Source organism: Myxococcus sp. MxC21-1 (assembly GCF_032612255.1).
GTDB lineage: Bacteria > Myxococcota > Myxococcia > Myxococcales > Myxococcaceae > Myxococcus > Myxococcus virescens.
Genome location: NZ_CP123278.1, coordinates 8,594,160 through 8,615,615 on the forward strand (window position 1 = coordinate 8,594,160; position 21,456 = coordinate 8,615,615).

A 21,456-nucleotide genomic window follows, 5' to 3' on the forward strand; every position below is an offset into this window, starting at 1 on the left:
CTGATGCGTGTCTCAGCCGGGAATGAGGAAGGCCGGGTCGAGGATGCCGACCCGGTCCAGAAGAAGGCCGAAGCGCTCGTGGTACGCGGACGTGTGCTCCGGCCCCAGGTACGCCACCGTCTCCGCCGCGAGCCGGGCCAACTCCCGAACCAGCCAGGCGTCCCGAACCTTGCGGGGGACCGTCACCGTGAAGCGTTGCAGCGCACGCAGGCGCTCTCGCGAGGGGCCCAACTGACGCAGCACATCGAGGAGCGCCTCGCGGTTCCCGTAAGGCACCACCACCGACGCGCTCCAGTCGTCCTCCACGAGCTTGAAGGCCTTGGACACCGCTTCGAATTGGAGCTTCGCGCGCAGGTCCTGGATGCCCTTCTCGTCCAGCTTGCGGGTGGCATAGAGCCGCTCGAAGTACCGTTGGAAGCTCGCGGGCGCGAACAGGTCCAGGTCGGGCGCCTGCTCCAGCAAACCGCGAGTCACATCCTGGGCGGCGCGCGGAACGCCTCGGGGTGGCTGGGTCTCGGGTTCGTAGACGCGCAGCTCGCCGAGCCCGTCCAACAACCCTTCCCGGTTGCACCGGCCCGCGGCCTGGGCCAGCGAATCCAGTCCTCCCAATCCACGGAAGACGACACGGAAGTCCAGGTCCACACCCGCCTCGACGAGCTGAGTGGCCACCAGTCGTACCGGCTCCCCACGCCTCTTGCGGGCCTTGATGTCCGCGAGCACCTCCGAGCGATGCTCCGGACACATCAGCGCGGACAGGTGCAGCGTCTCCTGGTGCCCCAGCCGTTCATCCACGAGTTCGCAGAGCCGCCGTGCGTCGTCCCGAAGGTGCACCACCGCGAGGACATCCCGCTCGGCCGCCACGGCGTCGGCCAGTTCGGTGTAGGGGAGCTTGCGCCCCAGGGTGGGCCACCGCACCCGCACCCGGCGCAGCCGCTCGAAGGCGCGCACCGAGGCCGGGACGATTTCGCGCGCGCCCGGCAGGCCCTCCTGAAAGTCCGGGCGGCGGCCCAGCGCGGGCTGCGTGGCGGTACAGATGACCACGGAGCAGTCGTAGTCCTTCACCAGCGCGCCCAGGCCATCCAGGATGGGCGCCAGCAGCGACGGCGGCAGCGTCTGGGCCTCATCGAGCACGATGACGCTCCGGGCCACCCGATGCAGCTTGCGGCACGCCGACGGGCGGCGGGCGAAGAGGCTCTCCAGGAGCTGCACCGTGGTCGTGACGATGACGGGCGCATCCCAGTTCTCACTGGCGACGCGGTTGAGCGCCGTCTCCTTCTCCGGGTCGACGGCGGAGTGATGTTCGATGACGGCGTGCTCCAGCCCCTGGAAAGCCTGGCGGTACACATCCGCGCTCTGCTCGATGATGGACGTATAGGGAATGGCGACGATGACGCGCTGGAGCCCATGCCGCCGCGCGTGCTCGAGCGCGAAGGCCATGGACGTCAGCGTCTTGCCTCCGCCCGTGGGCACAGTGAGGCTGAAGACGCCCGGATGCAGGGACGCCGCCTCCACCGCGGCCGAGAGCACCTCGCGCCGCACCCGGTTGACCTCCGTGTCCGGGGCCACGCGCTGTTTCTCATCCAAGAAACCACGGAGGCGTTCGGCGAGCTGGGACAGCGTCACCGGTACCTCGCGCTTCGCGCCCCGGCTCGCATCGAAGAAGGCTTCCGTGTCCAGGAAGTCCGCGTCGCATAGGAGCGAGAAGAGCATCCGCGTCCAAAGCTCCAACCGGAGCGGCTCGAGCCGCAGCAGCGCGCCCGGCTCGAAGCCGAGTGGGCCGTCCAGCAGGGTTGGGACATCACAGCGAGCCTCGCGTCCGCGAGCAACGCCTGCTTCCCCTCGCGCCCCAGGCGCGCCTTGAACGCCGCCAGGTCCGGCAGCCCCGCGTGGTGCCCGGCGATCGCCAGGGCCAGCGGGAGCAAGCGGGGATCCCGGCTCAGCGCCCAGAGCGCCCCGGCCGTCGAGTGGTCTCGCTCCAGCGCGCCCTCTTTCTCCAAGTGCGCCTCGAAGCCATTCTCCTTGCGGATGCGTATCTGGAAGTCCCGGGTGTACTTGCCCAGGTCATGCCAGCGCCCGGTGGCCAGGGCCGGCGCACGCAAATCCTCTCGCGGCGCCAGCATCGCAGCCCACTGCCCCACGGCCTCCAAGTGCTCGCGCAGCAGATGAGCCCGGCTGTCTTCTGCAACGTGCGCCAATGGCTCCGCCGTGACCACGCGTGGCACGGCGGGCTGCTCCGGAAGCCCGAGGTCCTTCTTCATGGCACTCCCCCCACCGCCCGCGTGTCTGGCCGCACCAGCGAGCACGTGCGTCTGCATTCTCGTTTCCGTCTGGTGACTGGCACAAGATGGCTTGTCCTACGAAAGCCCGGGACGCGCGCTCCCCCTGGGGTGGTATGCCCAAGCGCGAGGAATGCGGGCAGGCTTCTGGCCACACAGGCGGCAACCCATGCGTGCCAGACGGCTGAATCCGCCGCGACGGGCCAACCGATGCAGCGCTCAGCGCCCCTGCGCCATCACCTTGTCCTGGCGGACTCTCCTCCCCTGGCCATGCACGCGCACGAATGGCCTGGAAGCCTCGCGTTCAAAGCTCGACACCGTCAGTGGGAGCCGCAACGAACGCCCGGGCGGGTAGCCGCCGACTCGGCAAAGGCAGACATCCGCCCAGGTGTTCAATCCCGGCAGTCCGGCGGGCGGGCATCGCACTCCAGTCGTTGCCTTTGACGCATTGCGATTAGATTGCGCGCCATGAACCGCGAATACCACCGCTGGTACAGCGAGCGACTGCACCGCGACATGGAGCTGCTCATCTTCGGTCACTCGGGCGAACCCGTGCTCCTGCTGCCGACCAGCAAGGGCCGCTTCTTCCAGGCCGAGGACTTCGGCCTCATCGGCGCCATCGCCGACCGCGTCCAGTCCGGCCGGTACATCGTGGTGTGCCCGGACTCGGTGGACGAGGAGTCCTGGTTCAACACCGGCATCCACCCGGCGGAGCGCGTCCGGCGCCACCAGCAGTGGGAGGAGTACCTCCTCCACGAAGTGGTGCCCCTGCTCAAGAGCCGCAGCACCGGCGGGCGCCTCACCCTGGCCGGGTGCAGCTTCGGCGGCTTCCACGCGTACAACGTCGGCCTGCGCCACCCGCACGTCTTCCGGCGCCTGCTGTCCATGGGCGGCAAGTTCGAGACGAACGAGTTCCTCGACGGACACCACGACTCGGACGTCTACTTCCATTCGTGCACGGAGTGGCTGCCGAACCTCACGGACCCCGCGCAGCTCTCCGCCCTTCAGCGTGTGGAGATGGTGCTGGCGGTGGGGGAGCACGACTTCTGCCGCCCCTCCAACGAGCACCTCTCCAACCTGCTGTGGAAGAAGGACATCGGCAACCACCTGGCCGTGTGGCAGGGAGGCACGCACGACTGGCCCGTGTGGCGGCAGATGATTCAGCAGTACCTGCCCTGGTAGCCGCCGCGCGCCGCTACACTTCGACCGGACGCAGCGTGCCCGCGCTCATCCGGTTGAAGCGCCACACCAGCGCCACCGCCACGCTGATGAGGCCCGCGCACAGGCCCCACCAGATGCCCACCACGCCCAGGCCCAGCTTGAAGGCCAGCAGCAGCGTCACCGGCAGACCAATGGCGTAGTGCCCCACCATGTTCGCCAGGAAGGTGAAGCGCGTGTCGCCCGCGCCGCGCAGCACGCCCGCGCCCACGCCCTGCGCCCCGTCGAACACCTGGAAGATGGCGCTCACCATCAGCAGCGGAATCAGGAGTGGCAGCACGTCCGCGGGCGCCCCCGCCAGCTTCGCCAGCGTGTGAGGGAACAGCGCGAACACCAGGCCGCTCAGCGCCATGAAGCCCGCGCCGCCCGCCAGGGCCATGAAGCCGCTGAGCCGCGCCTGCGGCGTGTTGTGCGCGCCCACCGCCCAGCCCACCCGCACGCTGCCCGCGTTGCCAATGCCCATGGCCACGGTGAAGGAGACGCTCGCGAAGGAGATGGCAATCTGGTGCGCGCCCACGCTCGCCGGCCCCAGCCCCGCCGCCAGCACGCCCGCCAGCGCGAACACGCCGACCTCCGCGCAGATGTGCAGACCAATGGGGAGGCCCAGCCGGATGGCTCGCGAGAGGTCCGCCCACACCGGCAGGCGCCGCGCGGGCGCCCTTCCACCTTGCGGCTGCGAATGAACAGCACCGCGATGAGGAGCTCGATGCCGATGCTCGCCGACGTCGCCATCGCGGAGCCCGCCACACCCAGGGCCGGCACCGACCGCAGCGGGCCGAGCCATGCCGGCAGATTGGCGCCACCGAAGACGAGCAGCAGGTTGCCCAGCAGGTTGAAGATGTTGGCCACCACCGTCGCGATCACCAGCGGCCGCGTGAAGGCGGTGGCCTGGAGATAGGAGCGCATGGTGAGGAACATCAGCATCATCGGCATGCCGGGTGCGCGCCACATCAGGTACTGGCTGGCGCCCGCGGCCTCCGTCTCACTGATGCCCGCCAGCGGCAGCAGCCGCGGCGCCAGCGCCATCAGCGTGGCCAGCATCACCCCCGCGCAGAACGCCATCCACGCGCCCTGCCACAACAGCGCCCGCGCCCGGGTGAACTGCCGTGCGCCAATGGCCTGGGAAATCATGGGGTCGAACCCCATCATCAAGCCCATGCCGAAGGAGCTGACCGCGAAGTAGAGGCCGTTGCCCAGGCCCACCGCCGCCAACGCGGACGTCCCCGCGCGGCCCACCACCAGCGTATCCACCAACCCCATGAGCGCCTGTCCGCCCTGGGCGATGGCGATGGGAACCGCCAGCCGAGCCAGCTCACGGAGCTCGGTGCGGGGAGAATTCACGGAGGACGTTGGCAACACGGCGGTGGACATGGGAAGTGCGCCTATAGCGCCTTCCGGCAGGGAATGCGCTGCCCACGTCCGACGCGCCACGCCTCCCTCGCCTGACCGGAAGGCCCGGTCACACACCCGTGATGCGTCCCCCTGGGACACCCGGCGTCCCAGGGGGCAAGCCCACGTTACGGCAGCATGGGCGGATGGAAGGGCGCGGTGACCAGCGGCGTCTGGAGACTGTCCACGTGGGACACGCGCAGCCCTGCGTCGGAGATGGTGTAGACGTAGTCGTCCGCCATGATGCTGCGGCGCACCGTGGGCTGCCAGTACCAGCTCCAGTTCCGGAAGTTGAACGACTGGTACATGTCCCGCACAGAGACGGTGCCCACCGGCGAGAAGCCCGTGGCCGTGTCCACGCGGAAGACGCGCAGCTCGCTGCGGAAGCCGGACCAGTAGTCGGAGGCGTTGTAGTCCCAGTCCGTGAAGGGCAGGGCCAGCAATCCCTTGGCGGGGAAGTAGGTGAAGGCCTTGTGCTCGTAGAGCGCCTCGCTGTGGCTGCCCATCGAGCCCAGTTGCTGCGTGAAGGTCTCCCGGGGCTGCGCCAGGTCACTCACGTCGAAGAGCGACAGCTTGAGGGCGCGGTCCTGCCAGGTGCCGTCCTCGTTGCGGTGCTCGCCGAAGGTGAGCAGGTGCGTGTCACCCAGCGGGTGGATGTACGTGGAGAAGCCCGGAATCTTCAGCTCGCCCACCTTGCGCGGGTTCGCCGGGTCGCTCAGGTCGAAGGTGAAGAGCGGGTCCACCTGCCGGAAGGTGACGACGTAGCCGCGCGTGCCCATGAAGCGCGCGCTGAAGATGCGCTCACCTCGGGCCAGGTCCTCGCTGCGGCCCAGCTCCTTCAGGTGCCCGTCCCGCGCATGCAGCGTCACCACGCGGTTGACCGTCTCCGGAGGCGTCCACACGGTGTCCCCGCCGTTCCCGGTCCCCGGGTTCTCCGGTGGGAGCTCCACGGTGGTGGCCACCCGCAGCACGCCCTCGCGCTCGTCCATGGCGAACTGGTTGACGATGTATCCCTCCACCGTGCCGCTGCCCACGTAGGTGGCCTGGTCCGGGTCGCGAATGTCGAACTTGTGGAGGTACGTGTGCGGCGTCTGGCCGGGCTCCGGCCACCACCACCAGTGGCGAGACGCCACGTAGAGCGCCTCATGGGACGCGTACACCTCGCCGGGCGTGCCCACCACGCTGGTCCGGCTGGGCGACGAATCCTCCGCGTCCAGGTTCAGCGACAGCACCGACATCAGGCCCAGCCCGGTGGGCCCGTTGGCGCGGTAGAACGACGTGCAGTCATACGCGAGCGGCTTCACCTCGCCGTCCGCCGTCACGCGCCGGCCCTTCGGTAGCCAGTCCTCCAGCGACTGCGCGCGGATGCGCTGCTCGTTCTGCTTGATGAGCGCGTCGATGGACGCGACCAGCCGGGAGCGGTCATCGAAGAACCCCGGCGAGTATTCGGGATAGAAGCGCACGTCCGCCGGCCAGCGGAACCCGTCCGAGAACACCAGCCGCACCGCGCTGTCCACGCGCCGGGCGTTGATGTAGCCGCCGGGCAGGTAGACCTGCTCCAGCACCCGAGGCGCCTCCAGGTCCGCCACGTCCACCACCGTCACCTTCACGGTGTTGCTGTACGCAGGGCCACAACCAAAGCCGGCGCAGCCAACAACCGGCATGTCCTCCGTGCCGCGGCCCCCGCCACCGTCCCGGGCCGGTCCTCGGCCACCCCCGAGGTGATGACCAGCCGGTTGCGCTCGGCGTCGAGCAGCATCTCATGCGGCCAGCCCTCCACCTCCAGCACGGCCGTCCGCGTGAGCTGCTCCGCGGGCCACGAACGGTGGATGTAGAGCCGGGGGCCCGACAGCACGAAGATGCGCGTGCCGTCGTTCTGCACGAAGTCGGCCTCGTGCACGCCGGCGACCTGGTTGTTCGTGCCCGTGTAGTCGTTGGGCCTGTCGCCGCCTCCGGAGTTGTCCTCCTGCGGCGCGCCCGTCATGGGCGGCGCCTCGCCCCCACGGCCACCGCCGTAGGCGTACTGCTTGTAGACCTCCAGCGACGCGCGCATCTGCTTCGTCGCCGTGTCCTCGATGTGCTGCTCCAGGGCCTCACAGCCAGGGAAGCTCTCCAGCCGGGCCTCCTGCTGCACGGGCTCGTTGTCGACCGGGGACAACGGCTTGTTGCCCTCGTCACACCCCACCGCGACGACAGCCACCACTCCGGCCCAGCTCCAGCGTTTCCACTGCCGCATTCGACCCTCCCGTTGCACTTCGGCCCCACTGACGGCCCCCCCGGGCCTCCCCGGTGACACGCCAGCGGCGGCCGGGACATCTGCCACCGGCGTGCCAGGGCACTGGCCCCCTGGGAAACCCCGGCCCCGCCACCCGGTGCGGGCGTCCTCGCCTCTCAGAAACCTGAGGCGCGCGGCGAACCTGGAGCCGGAAAACCGAGGCCCCGGGGCACGAAGCGGACGAACTGCTGGGTGAGCACCGGGTCCATGTGCTCCAGCCGCAGCCCCATGCCCACCGAGGACCGGAAGACGCCCTGCGGCAGGGGCGGGTTGGACCACGCCACCGTCGCCTCGGCGGTGCAGGGCGCGCGCTGGCCCGCGAGCAACACCTTCAGCGTCAGCCGGGTGCCCTCGCGCGCCGGCGTCAGGGTGCGCACGAAGAGCGCGCCCGGCCCCGCGTCATGGCTGAAGCCCGACAGCGTCGCCCCGTTGGGCGTGGTGAACTCCACCACCGTGAAGAAGGGCACGCGCTCCGCGGCGCGCAGCGGGGCGTGGCCCGGAAGCAGTCGCCCCAGGACGCAGCCGAGCAGCTCGTCCGCGCCCATGTGACGCTTCTCCAGGAGCGGCGCGCCCCCAGCGCCTGCGCCCGGGCGAGCACCTCCTGCGACTCCTCCGCGCGCGACAGCAGCACCAGCGGCTTGCGCGGGTGCGCGTCGTGGAGCTTCGTGGCCAGGGCCAGCGCCTCGCGCGGCGTGCGCGACACGTCCACCACGAAGCCATCCAACTGCGCGCCGTGCTCCGCCGCCAGGTTCGCCGCGTCCCCCATGTCCCGCGCGTAGAGGACGTGGAGGCCCTCCTGCTCCAACGAGCCGCCCAGGAAGGTGTGCAGGAAACGCCCGCCCTCCACCAGCAGCACCCGGCGCCCACGCGGCAGGCCCTCGCGGACACGCTCCCGGGCCGGCGCACCGCGGCCAGCTTCGCCTCCAGGGCGCCCAGCGCCACTGGCTTGGGCAGGAAGTCGTCGGCGCCCGCGCGCCAGCAGTGCATCACCTCGTGGGGCTCGCCGCCGGAGGTGAACATGATGACGGGCACGTTGCGCCCCGCGGCGTGTGCCTTCACCAGCCGGCACACCTCGTCGCCCTGCATGCGCTCCATGCGCAGGTCCAACAGGATGAGCGCCGGGGTGCGCCGGGCCAGCTCGGCCATGCACGCCTCGCCGCCCTCCAGCGCCACCGCCTCGCAGCCCAGCCGTGTCAGGTGCAGGCGCACCACCTCCCGGGCGGTACGGGAGTCATCCACCACGAACACGGTGTCACGCGCGTTGGGAGGAGGGCTCATACGTTCACGGATAGGTGGAAAGGGGTGCCAAGGCCACCGGCGCCCGGGGCCACCGTTCGGGGATGGACGCTCAGGCGCGAGGCTCCTGGCGACCGGACAACAGCCGCGTGAGCTGCTTGGCAATGGTGGCGCACTGCGCCGCGTTGCCGCTGTCGAGGGCAGAGCGGCCACCCTCCAACAGACGCTGCACCGTGCCCAGGGTGGCCTGCGCCTCCGGGCTGGGGTTCTCCTGCGCGCTGCGCTGGAGCAGCCGCGCCAGCTTCTCCCCGCGCTCCAGCAGCTTGCGGAACAGCTCCTCCGCGCGCTTCGCGTCCACCACGCCCTGCGAGCGCGCGTAGTGGGCCTGCTCCGCGCCCAGCTTCTCCGCCTCGCCCTGCGGCAGCCCCGCACGGGCCTCCAGCCGCACGGCCTCCATGTTGCCGGAGGTCAGGTCCGTGGCCTTGACGGACAGGATGGCCTCGCTGGACAGCTCGAAGACGACCTCCAGCGGCACCTCTCCGCGCGCGGCGACGTGGAGGCGCTTCAGCACCACCTCGCCCAGCTTGTAGTTCTCGTCCTGGAACTCGCTCTCGCCCTGGTACACGGGGATGCGCGCTTCCTGCTGGCCGGAGCTGCCCGGATAGAAGATGTCCCGCGCCACCACCGGCACGCCGGTGTTCTTCGGGATGAGCCGCTTCACGCGCCCACCCATGACGCCCACGCCCAGGCTCTGGGCGGCGACGTCCAGCAGCAGCGCCTGACCGGACTGGCGGACGAGCTCGTCGGCCTGCACCGCGGCGCCCAGCGCGACGGCCTCCTCCGGGTGCACGTCCGTGGAGGGCGCGCGACCGAAGAAGTCCGCCACCAACCGCCGCACCAGCGGCACGCGCGTCATGCCGCCCACCAGCAGCACCACGTCCACCGCGTGGGGGTCCATCTTCGCCTCGCGCATCACCGACTCGCAGACCTCGAGGCAGCGGCGCGACAACGGCTCGGAAAGGGTTTCGAAGAAGGAGCGCGTCAGCACCGTCTCCAGCTCCGCCATCCGCTTACCGGGCGCCGAATGGTCGCCCAACCCGGCGACGTAGATGGACGCCTCTTCCTTCTCGGTGAGCTCGCGCTTGGCGGACTCGGCGGCCACCTTCAGCCGGCGCAGGCTCTGCGCGTCCTGCGACACCACGTGCCGCAGCTCATCGTCCACCTGCGCCAGGAGCCACTGGACGATGCGCTGATCGAAGTCCTCGCCACCCAGCCGCGGATCGCCGCCGGTGGCGCGCACCTCGAAGACACCGGACTTCACCTCGAGGATGGACACATCGAAGGTGCCACCGCCCAGGTCGAACACCAGCGCGTTGCCTTCGAAGCCGCGTGACAGGCCATACGCCAGCGCCGCGGCGGTGGGCTCGTTCACCAGCCGCACCACGTCCAGCCCGGCGATGCTGGCCGCCTCGCGCGTGGCCTGCCGCTGGTTGTCGTCGAAGTTGGCCGGAACCGTGATGACACACTTGGTGACGGGGCGGCCGAAGTGCGCCTGCGCGTCCAGGGCCAGCTCACCCAGAATCATCGCGGACACCTGCGTGACGGGCATCACCCGCCCGGCGAGCCGCACGCGCACGTCGCCAGAGGGCCCGGCCACCAGCGGATACGGCACCAGCGCCTTCGCCTCCTGAACCAGCTCCGGCGTGTAGCGGCGCCCCAGGAAACGCTTGGTGGCCCACACCACGGCGTCTGGATGCTCCTCGCCCAGTGCTTGTGCCGCGGCGCCCACCACGCGCTCGCCAGCTTTGTTCACGCCCAGCGTGGACGGCGTCAACCGGCCACCCGCGCGCGGGGAATCATGCGCGGGCGTCCGTCTTCCACGGTCGCCACGGCGCTGTTGGTAGTACCCAGGTCGATGCCGATGACGGGGTCATGCATGGGGGGCCGAGAGGACACCACCCTACGGGTGTTCGCGCCAGCTCGCCAAGCCCCTTCCCTCGCCGGCGTGCCGATAAGCGCCGCTTTCCCACGCCACGACCCGGGCCGGCAAGCGTGCCCCCGGTGACAGGGCTTCGCGATGCCAGGGACGTTGCCCGGGGAAATCCCCGTGCTAAGGGCGCGACCGCCATGGTGAACGTGTCGATCGCCCGCCGCTACGCCCGCGCCCTCCTCGATGTCGCTTCGGAGGCGGGCCGCACTGACGCCGTCGCCGAGCAGCTCACCGCCTTCGCCGACGTCATCGCGAAGAACGCCGAGCTGACGGATGTGCTCGTCAACCCCGCCTACACCCGCGAGCAGCGCCTGCGGGTGGTGGAGTCGGTGATGCAGGCCATCCCCGGCGGCGTGGAGGCCACGCTGGCCAACACCCTCCGCCTGCTGGTGGACCGCAACCGCCTGGGCTACCTGGCGGACATCGCCCGCCTCTTCCGCGACATGGCGGACGCCCGTGCCGGCCGCGTCCGGGGCCACGTCACCAGCGCCGCGCCGCTTCCGGCCGACGCCCTGGCCCAGCTCCAGCAGACCCTACAGCAGCTGACCCAGCGCAACGTCCTTCTGGAGACGCGCGTGGACCCCAGCCTGTTGGGTGGTGTCTCCGCCCAGGTGGGCAGCATCCTCTACGACGGCAGCATCCGGACCCAGCTCGAAGAGATGCGCCGCGAACTGAAGCAGCGCTGAAACCCGCCCGCTCGCCGGGCAACCAACGTTCCAGGTCGTCTTTATCACCCCGCAGTCCAGGGCTAACCGGTATTTCCAGCGGACCCTGACAGCGGTATACTCTCAGGTGGTGCGGGACAGCCCCGCGCCGCCTGGATGACCTGAACATGTCGCAGTCCCTACTCCACCGGTATTCCGAAGGTCCGTCCACGCTGGCGGCGCCCGAGGAGGCTCGGCCCTTTCTGGGGGCCCTCCTGAGTGCGGCGGGTTGTGGGGTGGCCCTGCTGGACCGGGAGCTGCGTCCCGTGTGGGTGAATGCCACGCTGGCGGCGCTGTCCGGCCTGGAGCCGCGCGCGCACGTGGGCCGTCCTCTCGCGGAGCTGTGGCCGCAGGTGGCGCAGGCACTGTCACCGCTGCTGGCCCGGGCACTCTCCGGAGAGGACGTCACGGATGCCCCCGTGCGGGGCGTGCTGGCCCCCGCCGCGGGTGAGCGGTACCTGCGGGTGGGCCTGTCCCCGGCGCTGCAGGGCGGCGCGCTGGCGGGGGTGGCGTTGTGGGTGCGCGACGAGACGGAGCGCTTCCTCGAGGAGCAGCGGCTGCGCGCGCGGGAGTCTCACATGCGCAGCCTGGCGGACGTGGCCTGTGACGGGCACTTCCTGCATGACAACGGCATCGTGATGGACGCCAACCGCGCGATGTCGCAGCTGCTGGGCTACGCGTCCCCCTCAGAGATGATCGGCCGGCACCTGGTGGACTACGTCGCCCCGGAGTTCCGCTCGCAGGTGGGGCTGGTGCTCAGCCGCGGGCTGGAGGCTCCCTATGAGGTGGTCGTCCTCCGCCGGGATGGTCAGCGGCTGCCCCTGGAGGTGCTGGGGCGCTACGTGACGTGGGAAGGCCGGCAGGTGCGGTTGGTCGCCGTCTGGGACATCAGCAGCCGCAAGGCCGCGGAGGAGCTCTCCGCGAACACCGAGCAGTTCCGGCACCAGATGCTGGGCGCCGTGGACGCGGAGCTGCGAGCGCCCCTGCAATCGCTGCGGGAGGGCACGCGCTCCTGCAGCGGCTGGACGGGCTGGAGGAACCGCAGCGCACCCTGGTGAGCCGGTGGCCCGGTCCGCCCGGCGCATGGAGCGGATGCTCCAGGAGTTGATGGACTTCACCCGCACGCGGCTGGCGGGCGGACTGGCGCTGCGGCCAGAGCCCGCCGTGCTGGACGCGGTGGTGGCGCGCGTCGTGGAGGAGCGCCGCCGTGAGCATCCCGGGCGAACCCTCCACCTGGAGGCGGAAGGCGACCTGCGCGGCCACTGGGACACCCACCGGCTGGCGCAGCTGGCCGACAACCTCCTGAGCAGCGTGCTCCATCAAGGGGCCGAGGATTCGCCAGTCACCCTGCGCGCGGTGGGCGCGGTGGGCGGCGTCACGTTATGTGTGAGGAGCCCCGGACTCACGGTGGCGGCGGAGGAGCGCTCCTCCCTCTTCGAGCCCTTCCGCAGGGAGCGCGGCGCCACGCCAGAGGGCCTGGGCCTGGGGCTCTACATCGCCGGCAGATCGCCGTGGCCCACGGCGGGAAGCTGGCGGTGGAGTCCTGCTCCGGGGGCGGCATGAGCTTCACCGCCTGGCTGCCCCGCGAGGGACCGGGGCACTGAGGGCCTCCGTGCCTGGCGCCGCCTCAACGGCGGCTGATGCACCAGAGTAGCCAGGAGCGATTCTGGCCCACGCCTGGAGCGCCTTTGCGCAGCCGCCTGTCCCACCCCTGAACGGGCGTCCTCTCCCACCCCGTGGCGGGTGGCGCGGACCGCATTGCAGCGGGTGGGTGTGCGTGGTAAGGGGCCCCGACTTCAAGGTTTCGGCGGCCTGCTCCACGTCGGCCGCCCCTGCGCAAGGACGCATACGCTCATGGAAATCCGCGCCGACGAGATCAGCAGAATCATCCGGGAGCAGATCAAGGACTACGGGAAGAAGGTCACCGTCGCGGAGACGGGTACCGTGCTGTCCGTCGGTGACGGTATCGCGCGCATCTACGGCCTCGAGGGTGCGCTCGCCGGTGAGCTCGTGGAGTTCGCCAACGGCGTGCAGGGCCTCGTCCTCAACCTGGAAGAGGACAACGTCGGCGTCGCCATCATGGGTGACTTCCAGGCCATCCGCGAGGGTGACACGGTCAAGCGCACCCAGCAGATTGCCTCCGTGCCGGTGGGCAAGGAGCTGCTCGGCCGCGTGGTGGACCCGCTCGGCAAGCCGCTGGACGGCAAGGGCCCCATCGCCGCCACCGAGACGCGCCGCCTGGAAGTGAAGGCGCCCGGCATCGTGTCCCGCAAGAGCGTGCACGAGCCCCTGCAGACGGGCATCAAGGCGCTGGACGCGCTGGTGCCGGTGGGTCGTGGTCAGCGCGAGCTCATCATCGGTGACCGCCAGACGGGCAAGACGGCCGTCGCCATCGACACCATCATCAACCAGAAGGGCCTGAACGTTTACTGCATCTACGTGGCCATCGGCCAGAAGCAGTCGACGGTGGCCCAGGTGGTGGAGAAGCTGAACCGCTACGGCGCCATGGAGTACACCACGGTGGTGGCGTCCAACGCCTCCGACCCGGCCCCCATGCAGTTCTTCGCGCCGTACGCCGGCGTGGCCATGGGCGAGTACTTCCGCGACAACAAGATGCACGCGCTCATCGTGTACGACGACCTGTCCAAGCAGGCCGTGGCGTACCGCCAGCTGTCGCTGCTGCTCCGCCGCCCGCCGGGACGCGAGGCCTACCCCGGCGACGTGTTCTACGTGCACAGCCGCCTGCTGGAGCGCGCCGCCAAGCTGTCCGACGAGGAGGGCGCCGGTTCGCTCACCGCGCTCCCCATCATCGAGACGCAGGCCGGTGACGTGTCGGCGTACATCCCGACGAACGTCATCTCCATCACCGACGGGCAGATCTTCCTCGAGACGGACCTCTTCTTCGCCGGCGTCCGCCCGGCCATCAACGTGGGCCTCTCCGTGTCCCGCGTCGGTTCGGCCGCGCAGATCAAGGCCATGAAGCAGGTCGCCGGCACCATGAAGCTAGAGCTCGCGCAGTACCGCGAGCTGGCCGCCTTCGCCCAGTTCGGCTCCGACCTCGACAAGGCCACCCAGGAGACGCTGGCGCGCGGCGCCCGCATGGTGGAGCTGCTCAAGCAGGGCCAGTACGAGCCCATGCCCGTCGAGAAGCAGGTCATGCAGATCTACGCCGCCACCAACCGCGACGACCCCAAGAAGCGCGGCTGGATTCGCGACATCCCGGTGGCCGACGTGGTGCGCTGGATGCGTGAGTTCCTGGAGTTCGCCGACGGCAAGCACCCGAACGTCGCCAAGGACCTGGCGTCGAAGCGCGAGCTGACCGCCGACATCAAGACGGCGCTGAGCAAGGCCATCACCGAGTTCAACGAGGTCTTCCAGCCGACGCCGGGCGCCAAGGTCTAACGCCCTCGCCGGTGGTAGCCCACGAGCCCCGCGCTCCCTTCACCGGGAGGCGGGGCTTCGTGCTTGCGGGCCCGGCCTTCAGCGAAGGCGGGGCAGCACGCCGTGCAGGCTGCGGTCCACGCCGCCGCGCGCGCCCAGCAGCTCCATGGCCTTCAGCTCGTAGGGCAGCACGTTGTCACGGGCCACCAGCTGCACATGCGCGCCCAGCGCGGCGGGCAGCGCCAGGTCCAGCTCGTAGATGTCACCGGCCACCAGCGTCTGCTCCGGCGTGGTGCCGGTGGACTCCCAGACGCGCTTGAGGGCCTCGAAGTACCGGCCCCGGCGCAGGTAGACGGGGCGGCGCAGCACGCCGTCCAGCGTCTGCGTCTCCGGCACCGCGGTGAAGCGGGCATCCGCCGCGTCCGGCGGGTCCAGGAGGAACTTGCGCGCGTCCCCGGACACCGTCAGCTTCTCGCGCCCCTTGGGCGCCAGCTGGTCCAGCTTCTTCTCCACCAGGTCGGTGTGCGCGTTGGTCACCACCGTCACCGGCAGGCCCGTGGCCACCAGCGCCTCCAGCACCTCCTTCGCCTCCGGCTTGAAGGCCGTGGCCGAGTGCGCGTAGGCCTCGCGGTAGAGCTTCTGCACCACGTCGGAGCGGCGGGCCTCGTCCTGGCCCTGCCCGAAGCGCTGCATGAGACGGTGGGCCGCGCAGGTGGCCGTCAGGTACGGGTCCGCCGTGGCGGGCGCCACCACCCGGCCGCCCAAATCCCAACCCAGCGCGTCCGCGCCCGCGCGCAACGCGGCGACCTCCTCCTCCCACGCGGCCTCCAAATCCTCGCCAAGCGCCGCCGCCAGGCCCTGCCGGAAATGCCGGAGGAAGGGGGCGCTCTCCGCCGCCACGTCCGTGAAGGTTCCGTCGAAGTCCAGCACCACGCACGCAATCGCCATCAGACCACCAGCTCCCGAAGATGAAGAAAGGGGCCGGATGAGGCCTCACCCACGGGCCTCGAATCAAGCCCGCCCGCATCAACGGGCAGCCACCGCGCCCCCATGAGCATCCCCCCGCGGATGTTCCCCTGCACCCCGGGTTGTCATCCCGCCGCGGAATGGCCCAACGTACAGCCCAGGCCACACCCGTGGCCTGTCGCCCAGGTCCGCCAGATTGGCCCGCGCCCACGGCGGCGAGCTGACGGTGGAAGCGCCTCCCGTGGGCCCCGGCGCGCGCTTCGTGCTGCGCCTGCCCATGGCCCAGGTGCCGCGGGCTCCCACGTCCTCCCCTTGAAGCCTACCCCGCCCAGGCCGCTAACCTCACGGGCATGGAAGCGATGCAGCGAAACGAGTCGGCGCCCCCGCGCCGGGCGTGGCTGCCATGGGGCCTGCTGGTGAGCGCGGTGCTGCTCGCCACGACAGGGGCCTGGGCGGGTTCGCGCTCCATCTCCGCCCTGGTGGAACGCAACGACGCGCTGACACGCGAGGCGGCCGAGTCCGAGGCCCGCGTGGCCGAGCTCCAGGCCCTGCGCGAAGCCATGTCGCGCCGGCTGCGCACGCTGGAGCAGCAGCACCACGCCGCCTATGCCGCCGCGGTGACGGCCACCGCCGCGTGCACCACGGCGCTCCAGCCGCCGCCCGCGCCGGGCAAGCCCGAACCCCGGCGCCGGCCAAGGCCAAGAAGCAGGGCCGGCGCTGACGGCGCGTGGCCCCCACGTCCACACCCCCTGAGAGGGTGTGGCCCCCCAGGCAACAGGGCCCACCGCCAACCCCGCGAAACCGCGGGCCAGAGTGTCCGGCCCGCGACGTGCTACCGCCGGAGCCACCGAGTCCCTTTTCGCTCCGAGGTCTACGCTCCATGTCGCCCTTCGCGCTTCGCCCCTCCTCGCGCTCCCTGCGGGCCGCGCTCCTGTTCCTGACCGCGCTGCTGCTTCCCCAAGCCCCGGCCCGGGCGGAGCCCGGCATCCGCATCCTGAACTCGCTCCGCGCCGAGGAGCTGGCCTTCAACGCGCTCACCAGCAACCGGGCCGCGCTGGACGCCCTCACCGAGATGCCGCTGCACTCGGAGACGTTCGTCTTCGACGGCCGGCTCAAGCACGCGCTGGAGCACCCCCTGCCCGGAACGTGATGGCGTACCTCACCGAGTGCGCGCTGCCGTCCGGCGCCGCCGTGGAGTGGACCAGCCGCGCCGGCGACACGTACACCTTCAAGGGCGAGGTGGGGCTGTGCCCCGAGTGGGAGAAGGACAAGCCGAGCCAGGCCTGCCTGGGCTACGTGACGGCCTGTCTCCTGGCGCGCAACAACGCCTTCGGCCGCCGCGTGATGGTGTCCATGCGCGGCGAGGACCCGAACGAGCCCCGGCGCTTCAACCCCTCGGGCGCCCGCCAGGAGTGGAGCCCCATGTTCCTGCCCTGCGCGTCGGGTGAGGCGGGGCTCCATGCCGAGTGCGGCTGGCTGGGGGAGAACGTGGGCACCTGCAACCCGGGCGACAACGTGACGGTGGCCGCGGGCGCGCCCCACCCGGCCACGTGCACGGGCCAGCTGGGCCGCATCTTTGGAGACCGGGTGCTGCGCGTGTGCGAAGACCCGCGGGGCTGCGCCTGGGAGGACCGTCTGGCGGACACGCTCGGCAACCCCTGCGGCGGAATCGAGCCCAGCGTCGAGTTCAAGTGCCCCGCGAGCGGCCGCTACAGCGTCATGTCCGCGCCCTACAGCCGCGCCGCGATTCCGGGCTCGTGGGTGGCCCCGGTGGCCACCTCCGGCACCTACCCGGCCGGGCCCTTCGGCGCGTACACGTTCCGGGAGGGCGCCTTCTACGGGAACATGTTCGACTCGCGCGGCCTGACGGTGGAGGTCGTCCTCAATCAGGACACCCTCCAGCCCAAGCTCGTCAACCTGCGCTTCAAGGGCGTGGTCCATGACAACGTCCACGCCTGCCACGGCCGGGACTGGGTGGACGGCGACAGCCACCTGCGCTCGCGCATCTGCGCCAACGCCGACATCGGCGGTGAGCGCATCGCCGGCTGCATGGCCCGCGCGGAGGGCCCGTGCGAGCCGGGCAGCTACAACCCCCGCCCCTCCCGCTGCAAGGTGAACGACGGCACCGCGGTGTGGGGGGACGGCGACTTCGAGGGTTGCATGGACGAGGCCGGCTTCCAGCACCCCGAGCCCATCACCGTGTACCTGCGCTCGCCCTGCGAGGTCGTCTCCCCCAAGGAGCAGACCACCTGCGGGGTGACGTGTGACTACTCCGAGCTCCCTCCCAAGTGCTCGGACACGTGCAAGCTCAAGAAGTCCCCGGGCCAGTGCCTCCAGACGGACGCGTGCCTGAACAACCCCAAGAACTGCCCGGCACCACCGCAACAGTGAGGCGAATTGAATAAAGCAGGCCGCCAGGCGTCCAGGTCTCCGGCGGCCGCATCCCCGGCCCATCGTCAGGAGCTGACCCGTGTTCCCAATCCGGACCCTGCTGTGTGCCCTTCTCGCGCTCGCGCTGGGCCTGGGTCCCACGGCGGCGGAGGCCCGCTTCGGCAAGCGCTCGCGGCCGTCCCAGAGCGACTCGAACCGGGACAGGGATGACAAGGAGCACGGGGCCTCCGCCATCGGCTCGGACGACGACGATGACGACGACGCGCCCCGCCGCTCCTCCCGGCGGCGCTCCTCGAGCAACCGGCGGCACGTGAGTGACGGCTCGAGCACGGTGACGGTGAGCTGGCTCTCCTACCTCTTCATCACCGGCAACCATCGGATGGGCGTGTCGCCGGAGCTGCGTGGAGAGCGCCACGCAGCGGCGGTGTCCTTCCGCGTGGGCATCCAGGGAGGGCCGCTCAACGAAGGGGCGGCGGCGCCGACCTGTTCCTCGGGCTGGAGGGCCGGCGCTTCGGCGTGGACCTGCGGCTGACGGGCCTGGGCCTGCCCACGGATGACGGGACGAGCGGTTCGGATTCCATCACCCTGACGCAGTCGCACCTCACCTGGGCGCTCATCTCCCACGAGCGTGCCCGCCTGCGCGCGGAGGCCGGTGTCAGCACCGCGCACGCGCCGGACATCACCTTCGTCGGCCCCAGCTTCGGCGCCTCCCTGGAGGCCTGCATCGCCGGCCCCCTGGACCTGGAGGCGCGCCTGCAGGTGACGCCCTTCCCCTACCGGCAGGTGGACGCGAACGCCGCGCTGGCGTTGAAGCTGGGCGCGGTGGTGCTGCGCGGCGGCTACCGCGGCATGGTGCTGGACGACGCCGGCTACGTGGATGGCGTCTCCCACGTCGACACCTTCCACGGCCCCTTCCTGGGCCTGGGCCTCACCTACTGACGTCCGCTGAAGTCCTCACGTCAGCGCGCAGCCCGCGCTCACGCGGGCGTCTTCACCGCGCCGCTGGCCACCGGGCAGTGCCGCCGCGTCGCCTCCAGCAGCATCTCCAGTCTCACGGGCTTGCGCAGCCCCCACCGCGCCAGGCGGCAACGGCCCGGCCTCCGCCGTCATCACCACCACCCGCGTCCCGGCGAAGCGCTCATCGGACCGCAGCCGCTCGAGCAGACCTCGCCCGTCCACGCGCGGAATCTCCCAGTCGAGCAGCACCAGGCAGGCGGACTCCAGCGCCGCGAGCACGCGAAGCGCCTCCACGGCGTTGATGGCCATGGACACCTCGAAGCCCTCGTCATGCAGCGCTTCCGCCATGGCCCCCCGAACGTCCGGGTCATCCTCCACAATCAGGACCTGCGGCTGCACCACGGGATGAGTCACACCCGGCACCCTAGTCCCTCCTTCGCGCCCAGGCACGAGCGACTTCGCCGCATTCCGCTCACTGTCAAAGCATGAGCATCTGCCGGGCCCGCGCATGCAGATATTACAGCACGCGAAAGGCCGCCGCGGCCCCTCCGGCACCGCGAGCCAAACGGCCTCCTGCACAGACGCGCGGCGTGAGCTTCCACCGGGTGGCATTCGCAGCGACGGCGAACCGGCGCGGTGTCCGGCGCCGCACAGCACGCGCTGGTGGACGACTCCTCGCGCCTGGAGGCCCATGGTCCCTGGGGAGGGAAGTCGGTTGAATCCGCCCGCCCCCGAAATCCCCACGAGGAGTGGACCTTGCCCGCATCCAAGGCCGTGCTGTGCGCCGCGCTCGCGGTCTGTGCCCTGCTGGGCACCTCCCCCGCGCAGGCGCGCTTCGGCAAGCGAGACACCTCCTCGTCTTCGTCCTCGTCACGGAGCACGTCCCGCCAGGCCTCTTCATCCCAGGAGTCACGCGGCGCCCGAGCCCATCCCGCGTCCGCCATTGACCAGCCCCACGAGGGCTCGCATGGCAACCGCCGCACGCACCCGGCCTCCGCCGTTGGCCGCGAGCGCACGCCCCGGGGTGACGACGCGCCCCGGCGGCGCGCCATGCGCGTGCGCCGGCCGCCTCCGGGCGCCATCGTCGCGGGGGCCGTCATCGGCGCAACCCACCCGGGCTTCGCCGCCGCGCGGCCCGCCCAGCGGGTGGTGCGCGAGCCCGAGGACACGGTGCCGCTGCTGGTGCGCATGGGCGTGCAGGGAGACTTGCTGGGCGACGCCGGGGCCATGGGGCTCTTCATGGCCATGGATGGCCGTCATCTGGGCCTGGACGCGCGCATCACCGGCATGTCGCTGCCCGCGATGGATGGCTCGGATGCCACCGACCGCATCACCCTGCTGAGCGCGCACGCCTCCGCGGCGCTGTGGGCGGGGGAGCGGGGCCGGCTGCGGCTGGAGGGCGGCGTCGCCAGCGCGCATGCGCCGGACATCCTCTTCGTGGGCCCCAGCTTCGCCGCGTCCGTGGAGGCCTGCATCGGCCCCTCGCCGGTGGACCTCGAGGCCCGCATCCAGGCGGTGCCCTTCCCGCACCGTCAGGTGGATGCCCAGGCCGGCCTGGCCGTGCACGTGGGTTCACTCCACCTGCGCGGCGGCTGGCGGGCCCTCTACCTCAACGACGCCGGGCACACGACCGGGGAGAAGCAAATCGAACGGCTCACCGGCCCGTACCTGGGGCTGGGCCTCACGTTCTGACGCCTCGGGTGGTGCTGGCCGGAGCCCATTCTCTCACGGGCCCCAGCCAGCCGCCCGTCGCGCGCTACTCCTCGGACGCCGCGGCCATGGGCGCCGAACCACCGCCCAGCTCCGCCACGTTGGACGTCGCAGGCGCGGTGCCACGCTTGGCGCCGCGCCGCTTGGGCGGAGGCGCCAGCCGCGGCTGCGTGCCGAACAGGCGCTCGTACGTCTCCGGCGTGTTGATGTTCACCACCACGCCCGGGTCCTTCACCGGCACGCGGCGCACCTTCATCGTCGCCAGCGCGGGCTCCAACTGCTGGCCCTCCGCGGCGCGCAGCCGCTCCGCTCCGCTCCGCGAGAGCACCAGTGGCCAGCCGGGCGCGCCCTCGAACTCCGGGCGCAGCAGCTCATCCGTGTCCCCCGCCATCTTCAGGAGCGACTTGAGCGTGGACGCTCGCAGCGCCGGCATGTCCACCGGATGCAGCAACACCACGTCCGCGCCCGCCTCCAGCGCGGCGTCCAGCCCCGCCTTTATCGACAGGAGGGGCCCTTCCTGCCACCGCTCCGCTTCCACCAGCTCCATCCCCGGATGCTGCTCGCGCACCGCCTCGGAGTCCTTCCCCACCACGCCAAGCACCATGGAACCCGCCTTGCCAAAGGTGGATGCCAGGGACTGGAGGAAGCTCTTGCCTCCCTCGTGCTCGATAAGCGCCTTGGGGTGGCCCATCCGCCGGGCCTCACCCGCAGCGAGGATGATCGCCACTGCCTTCATGCCAGCCTCCTCCGCCCCCATGAATGAACGCCGCAGGCCCGGGGGCCTCCTCTCAAAGGCTGTGGCGTCCGCGTGGGATTGCAGCCCACCCCTGGGTCCCAGCCGTCAGCCAGACGCCAGTCACTCCGGACGGGTGTTCGCTGGATGAGCATCCAGCCAGGCGCTCCGTCCCCTATCCGTCATCCGAAACACCGTGCCCTGTCGTGGGGCTCCCGCAGGAATTCGAA

21 protein-coding genes and 2 pseudogenes are annotated in these 21,456 nt (G+C 71.0%); 10 read left to right on the forward strand and 13 right to left on the reverse strand.

What is annotated here, in order from left to right:
- Window positions 1-12 precede the first annotated feature (12 nt).
- Window positions 13-1,710 (reverse strand): CRISPR-associated helicase/endonuclease Cas3, encoded by a 1,698-nt coding sequence (locus tag QEG98_RS38670; protein ID WP_316564894.1) that lies wholly within the window; start codon window positions 1,708-1,710, stop codon window positions 13-15.
- Window positions 1,620-2,258 (reverse strand): CRISPR-associated endonuclease Cas3'', encoded by a 639-nt coding sequence (locus tag QEG98_RS38675; RefSeq protein ID WP_316564895.1) that lies wholly within the window; start codon window positions 2,256-2,258, stop codon window positions 1,620-1,622. Before QEG98_RS38675 ends, QEG98_RS38670 begins: the two co-directional genes overlap by 91 nt.
- Before the next feature lie 486 nt (window positions 2,259-2,744).
- On the opposite strand from QEG98_RS38675, the gene QEG98_RS38680 reads away from it, so the two are divergent.
- A complete protein-coding gene (locus QEG98_RS38680) occupies window positions 2,745-3,458 on the forward strand; it encodes an esterase family protein (RefSeq protein WP_141617058.1) in 714 nt (237 codons plus the stop codon).
- Window positions 3,459-3,471: 13 nt separating this feature from the next.
- Here QEG98_RS38680 and QEG98_RS42535 read toward each other — a convergent pair.
- From QEG98_RS42535 to QEG98_RS38725, 8 genes and pseudogenes are all read right to left on the reverse strand, one after another.
- Window positions 3,472-4,865 (reverse strand): annotated as a pseudogene (locus QEG98_RS42535) (MATE family efflux transporter).
- 146 nt (window positions 4,866-5,011) lie between these two features.
- Window positions 5,012-6,547, reverse strand: coding sequence for a beta-propeller domain-containing protein (locus QEG98_RS38695; RefSeq protein ID WP_316564897.1), 1,536 nt, complete (start codon window positions 6,545-6,547; stop codon window positions 5,012-5,014).
- Complete coding sequence (locus tag QEG98_RS38700) at window positions 6,490-7,119, reverse strand: beta-propeller domain-containing protein (protein WP_316564898.1); 630 nt, start codon at window positions 7,117-7,119, stop codon at window positions 6,490-6,492. Before QEG98_RS38700 ends, QEG98_RS38695 begins: the two co-directional genes overlap by 58 nt.
- A 155-nt stretch (window positions 7,120-7,274) precedes the next feature.
- The gene (locus QEG98_RS38705; RefSeq protein WP_316564899.1) at window positions 7,275-7,625 is read right to left on the reverse strand and encodes a TIGR02266 family protein; all 351 of its coding nucleotides are present in this window, start codon (window positions 7,623-7,625) and stop codon (window positions 7,275-7,277) included.
- Window positions 7,523-8,014, reverse strand: a complete 492-nt coding sequence (locus QEG98_RS38710) for a hypothetical protein (protein WP_316568071.1) — start codon at window positions 8,012-8,014, stop codon at window positions 7,523-7,525. The genes QEG98_RS38705 and QEG98_RS38710 overlap by 103 nt, the downstream gene beginning before the upstream one ends.
- Before the next feature lie 116 nt (window positions 8,015-8,130).
- Window positions 8,131-8,436, reverse strand: a pseudogene (locus QEG98_RS38715) (response regulator); the annotation flags it as partial.
- A 70-nt stretch (window positions 8,437-8,506) separates the two neighbouring features.
- Window positions 8,507-10,207 carry an Hsp70 family protein gene (locus QEG98_RS38720; protein ID WP_316564900.1) on the reverse strand — a complete coding sequence of 567 codons (1,701 nt, stop codon included), beginning with the start codon at window positions 10,205-10,207 and terminating at the stop codon, window positions 8,507-8,509.
- 17 nt (window positions 10,208-10,224) lie between these two features.
- Window positions 10,225-10,332 carry an Hsp70 family protein gene (locus QEG98_RS38725; RefSeq protein ID WP_316564901.1) on the reverse strand — a complete coding sequence of 36 codons (108 nt, stop codon included), beginning with the start codon at window positions 10,330-10,332 and terminating at the stop codon, window positions 10,225-10,227.
- A gap of 189 nt (window positions 10,333-10,521) precedes the next feature.
- Here QEG98_RS38725 and atpH point away from each other — a divergent pair, with 189 nt between their 5' ends.
- The 4 genes from atpH (at window position 10,522) to atpA (ending at window position 14,490) form a co-directional block, all read left to right on the forward strand.
- Window positions 10,522-11,070, forward strand: a complete 549-nt coding sequence (gene atpH / locus QEG98_RS38730; RefSeq protein ID WP_011556945.1) for an ATP synthase F1 subunit delta — start codon at window positions 10,522-10,524, stop codon at window positions 11,068-11,070.
- 146 nt (window positions 11,071-11,216) lie between these two features.
- Window positions 11,217-12,146, forward strand: coding sequence for a PAS domain-containing protein (locus tag QEG98_RS38735; protein ID WP_316564902.1), 930 nt, complete (start codon window positions 11,217-11,219; stop codon window positions 12,144-12,146).
- A gap of 4 nt (window positions 12,147-12,150) precedes the next feature.
- On the forward strand, window positions 12,151-12,651 hold the full coding sequence (locus tag QEG98_RS38740) for a HAMP domain-containing sensor histidine kinase (RefSeq protein WP_316564903.1): 501 nt from the start codon (window positions 12,151-12,153) through the stop codon (window positions 12,649-12,651).
- A 291-nt stretch (window positions 12,652-12,942) separates the two neighbouring features.
- On the forward strand, window positions 12,943-14,490 hold the full coding sequence (gene atpA / locus QEG98_RS38745; protein WP_316564904.1) for a F0F1 ATP synthase subunit alpha: 1,548 nt from the start codon (window positions 12,943-12,945) through the stop codon (window positions 14,488-14,490).
- A gap of 78 nt (window positions 14,491-14,568) precedes the next feature.
- On the opposite strand, the gene QEG98_RS38750 is transcribed toward atpA, so the two are convergent.
- A complete protein-coding gene (locus tag QEG98_RS38750) occupies window positions 14,569-15,417 on the reverse strand; it encodes an HAD family hydrolase (protein WP_316564905.1) in 849 nt (282 codons plus the stop codon).
- An 898-nt stretch (window positions 15,418-16,315) separates the two neighbouring features.
- On the opposite strand from QEG98_RS38750, the gene QEG98_RS38755 reads away from it, so the two are divergent.
- The 4 genes from QEG98_RS38755 (at window position 16,316) to QEG98_RS42545 (ending at window position 18,765) form a co-directional block, all read left to right on the forward strand.
- A complete protein-coding gene (locus QEG98_RS38755; RefSeq protein WP_316564906.1) occupies window positions 16,316-16,585 on the forward strand; it encodes a hypothetical protein in 270 nt (89 codons plus the stop codon).
- Entirely contained in the window at window positions 16,582-17,826 is a 1,245-nt protein-coding gene (locus tag QEG98_RS38760; RefSeq protein ID WP_316564907.1) for a hypothetical protein, read from the forward strand. The genes QEG98_RS38755 and QEG98_RS38760 overlap by 4 nt, the downstream gene beginning before the upstream one ends.
- Before the next feature lie 79 nt (window positions 17,827-17,905).
- Window positions 17,906-18,358 carry a hypothetical protein gene (locus QEG98_RS42540; protein WP_410477902.1) on the forward strand — a complete coding sequence of 151 codons (453 nt, stop codon included), beginning with the start codon at window positions 17,906-17,908 and terminating at the stop codon, window positions 18,356-18,358.
- Window positions 18,343-18,765: a hypothetical protein gene (locus tag QEG98_RS42545; protein WP_410477903.1), complete on the forward strand. Its 423-nt coding sequence runs from the start codon at window positions 18,343-18,345 to the stop codon at window positions 18,763-18,765. The genes QEG98_RS42540 and QEG98_RS42545 overlap by 16 nt, the downstream gene beginning before the upstream one ends.
- A 15-nt stretch (window positions 18,766-18,780) precedes the next feature.
- Here the strand turns inward: QEG98_RS42545 and QEG98_RS38770 are convergent, their stop codons facing one another.
- Complete coding sequence (locus tag QEG98_RS38770) at window positions 18,781-19,206, reverse strand: response regulator (protein WP_316564908.1); 426 nt, start codon at window positions 19,204-19,206, stop codon at window positions 18,781-18,783.
- Between the two features lie 333 nt (window positions 19,207-19,539).
- On the opposite strand from QEG98_RS38770, the gene QEG98_RS38775 reads away from it, so the two are divergent.
- Window positions 19,540-20,475: a hypothetical protein gene (locus QEG98_RS38775; RefSeq protein ID WP_316564909.1), complete on the forward strand. Its 936-nt coding sequence runs from the start codon at window positions 19,540-19,542 to the stop codon at window positions 20,473-20,475.
- 64 nt (window positions 20,476-20,539) lie between these two features.
- Here the strand turns inward: QEG98_RS38775 and QEG98_RS38780 are convergent, their stop codons facing one another.
- Complete coding sequence (locus tag QEG98_RS38780; RefSeq protein WP_316564910.1) at window positions 20,540-21,229, reverse strand: NTP transferase domain-containing protein; 690 nt, start codon at window positions 21,227-21,229, stop codon at window positions 20,540-20,542.
- Between the last annotated feature and the right edge of the window lie 227 nt (window positions 21,230-21,456).

What these genes read in the sequence shown, in the direction of transcription:
- QEG98_RS38670 (WP_316564894.1), bottom strand. Translation starts at nt 1,710, where the DNA reads ATGCTCTTCTCGCTCCTATGCGACGCGGACTTCCTGGACACGGAAGCC.
- QEG98_RS38675 (WP_316564895.1), bottom strand. Translation starts at nt 2,258, where the DNA reads ATGAAGAAGGACCTCGGGCTTCCGGAGCAGCCCGCCGTGCCACGCGTG.
- QEG98_RS38680 (WP_141617058.1), top strand. Translation starts at nt 2,745, where the DNA reads ATGAACCGCGAATACCACCGCTGGTACAGCGAGCGACTGCACCGCGAC.
- QEG98_RS38695 (WP_316564897.1), bottom strand. Translation starts at nt 6,547, where the DNA reads ATGCCGGTTGTTGGCTGCGCCGGCTTTGGTTGTGGCCCTGCGTACAGC.
- QEG98_RS38700 (WP_316564898.1), bottom strand. Translation starts at nt 7,119, where the DNA reads ATGCGGCAGTGGAAACGCTGGAGCTGGGCCGGAGTGGTGGCTGTCGTC.
- QEG98_RS38725 (WP_316564901.1), bottom strand. Translation starts at nt 10,332, where the DNA reads ATGCATGACCCCGTCATCGGCATCGACCTGGGTACTACCAACAGCGCC.
- atpH (WP_011556945.1), top strand. Translation starts at nt 10,522, where the DNA reads ATGGTGAACGTGTCGATCGCCCGCCGCTACGCCCGCGCCCTCCTCGAT.
- QEG98_RS38735 (WP_316564902.1), top strand. Translation starts at nt 11,217, where the DNA reads ATGTCGCAGTCCCTACTCCACCGGTATTCCGAAGGTCCGTCCACGCTG.
- atpA (WP_316564904.1), top strand. Translation starts at nt 12,943, where the DNA reads ATGGAAATCCGCGCCGACGAGATCAGCAGAATCATCCGGGAGCAGATC.
- QEG98_RS38750 (WP_316564905.1), bottom strand. Translation starts at nt 15,417, where the DNA reads ATGGCGATTGCGTGCGTGGTGCTGGACTTCGACGGAACCTTCACGGAC.
- QEG98_RS38755 (WP_316564906.1), top strand. Translation starts at nt 16,316, where the DNA reads ATGTCGCCCTTCGCGCTTCGCCCCTCCTCGCGCTCCCTGCGGGCCGCG.
- QEG98_RS38780 (WP_316564910.1), bottom strand. Translation starts at nt 21,229, where the DNA reads ATGAAGGCAGTGGCGATCATCCTCGCTGCGGGTGAGGCCCGGCGGATG.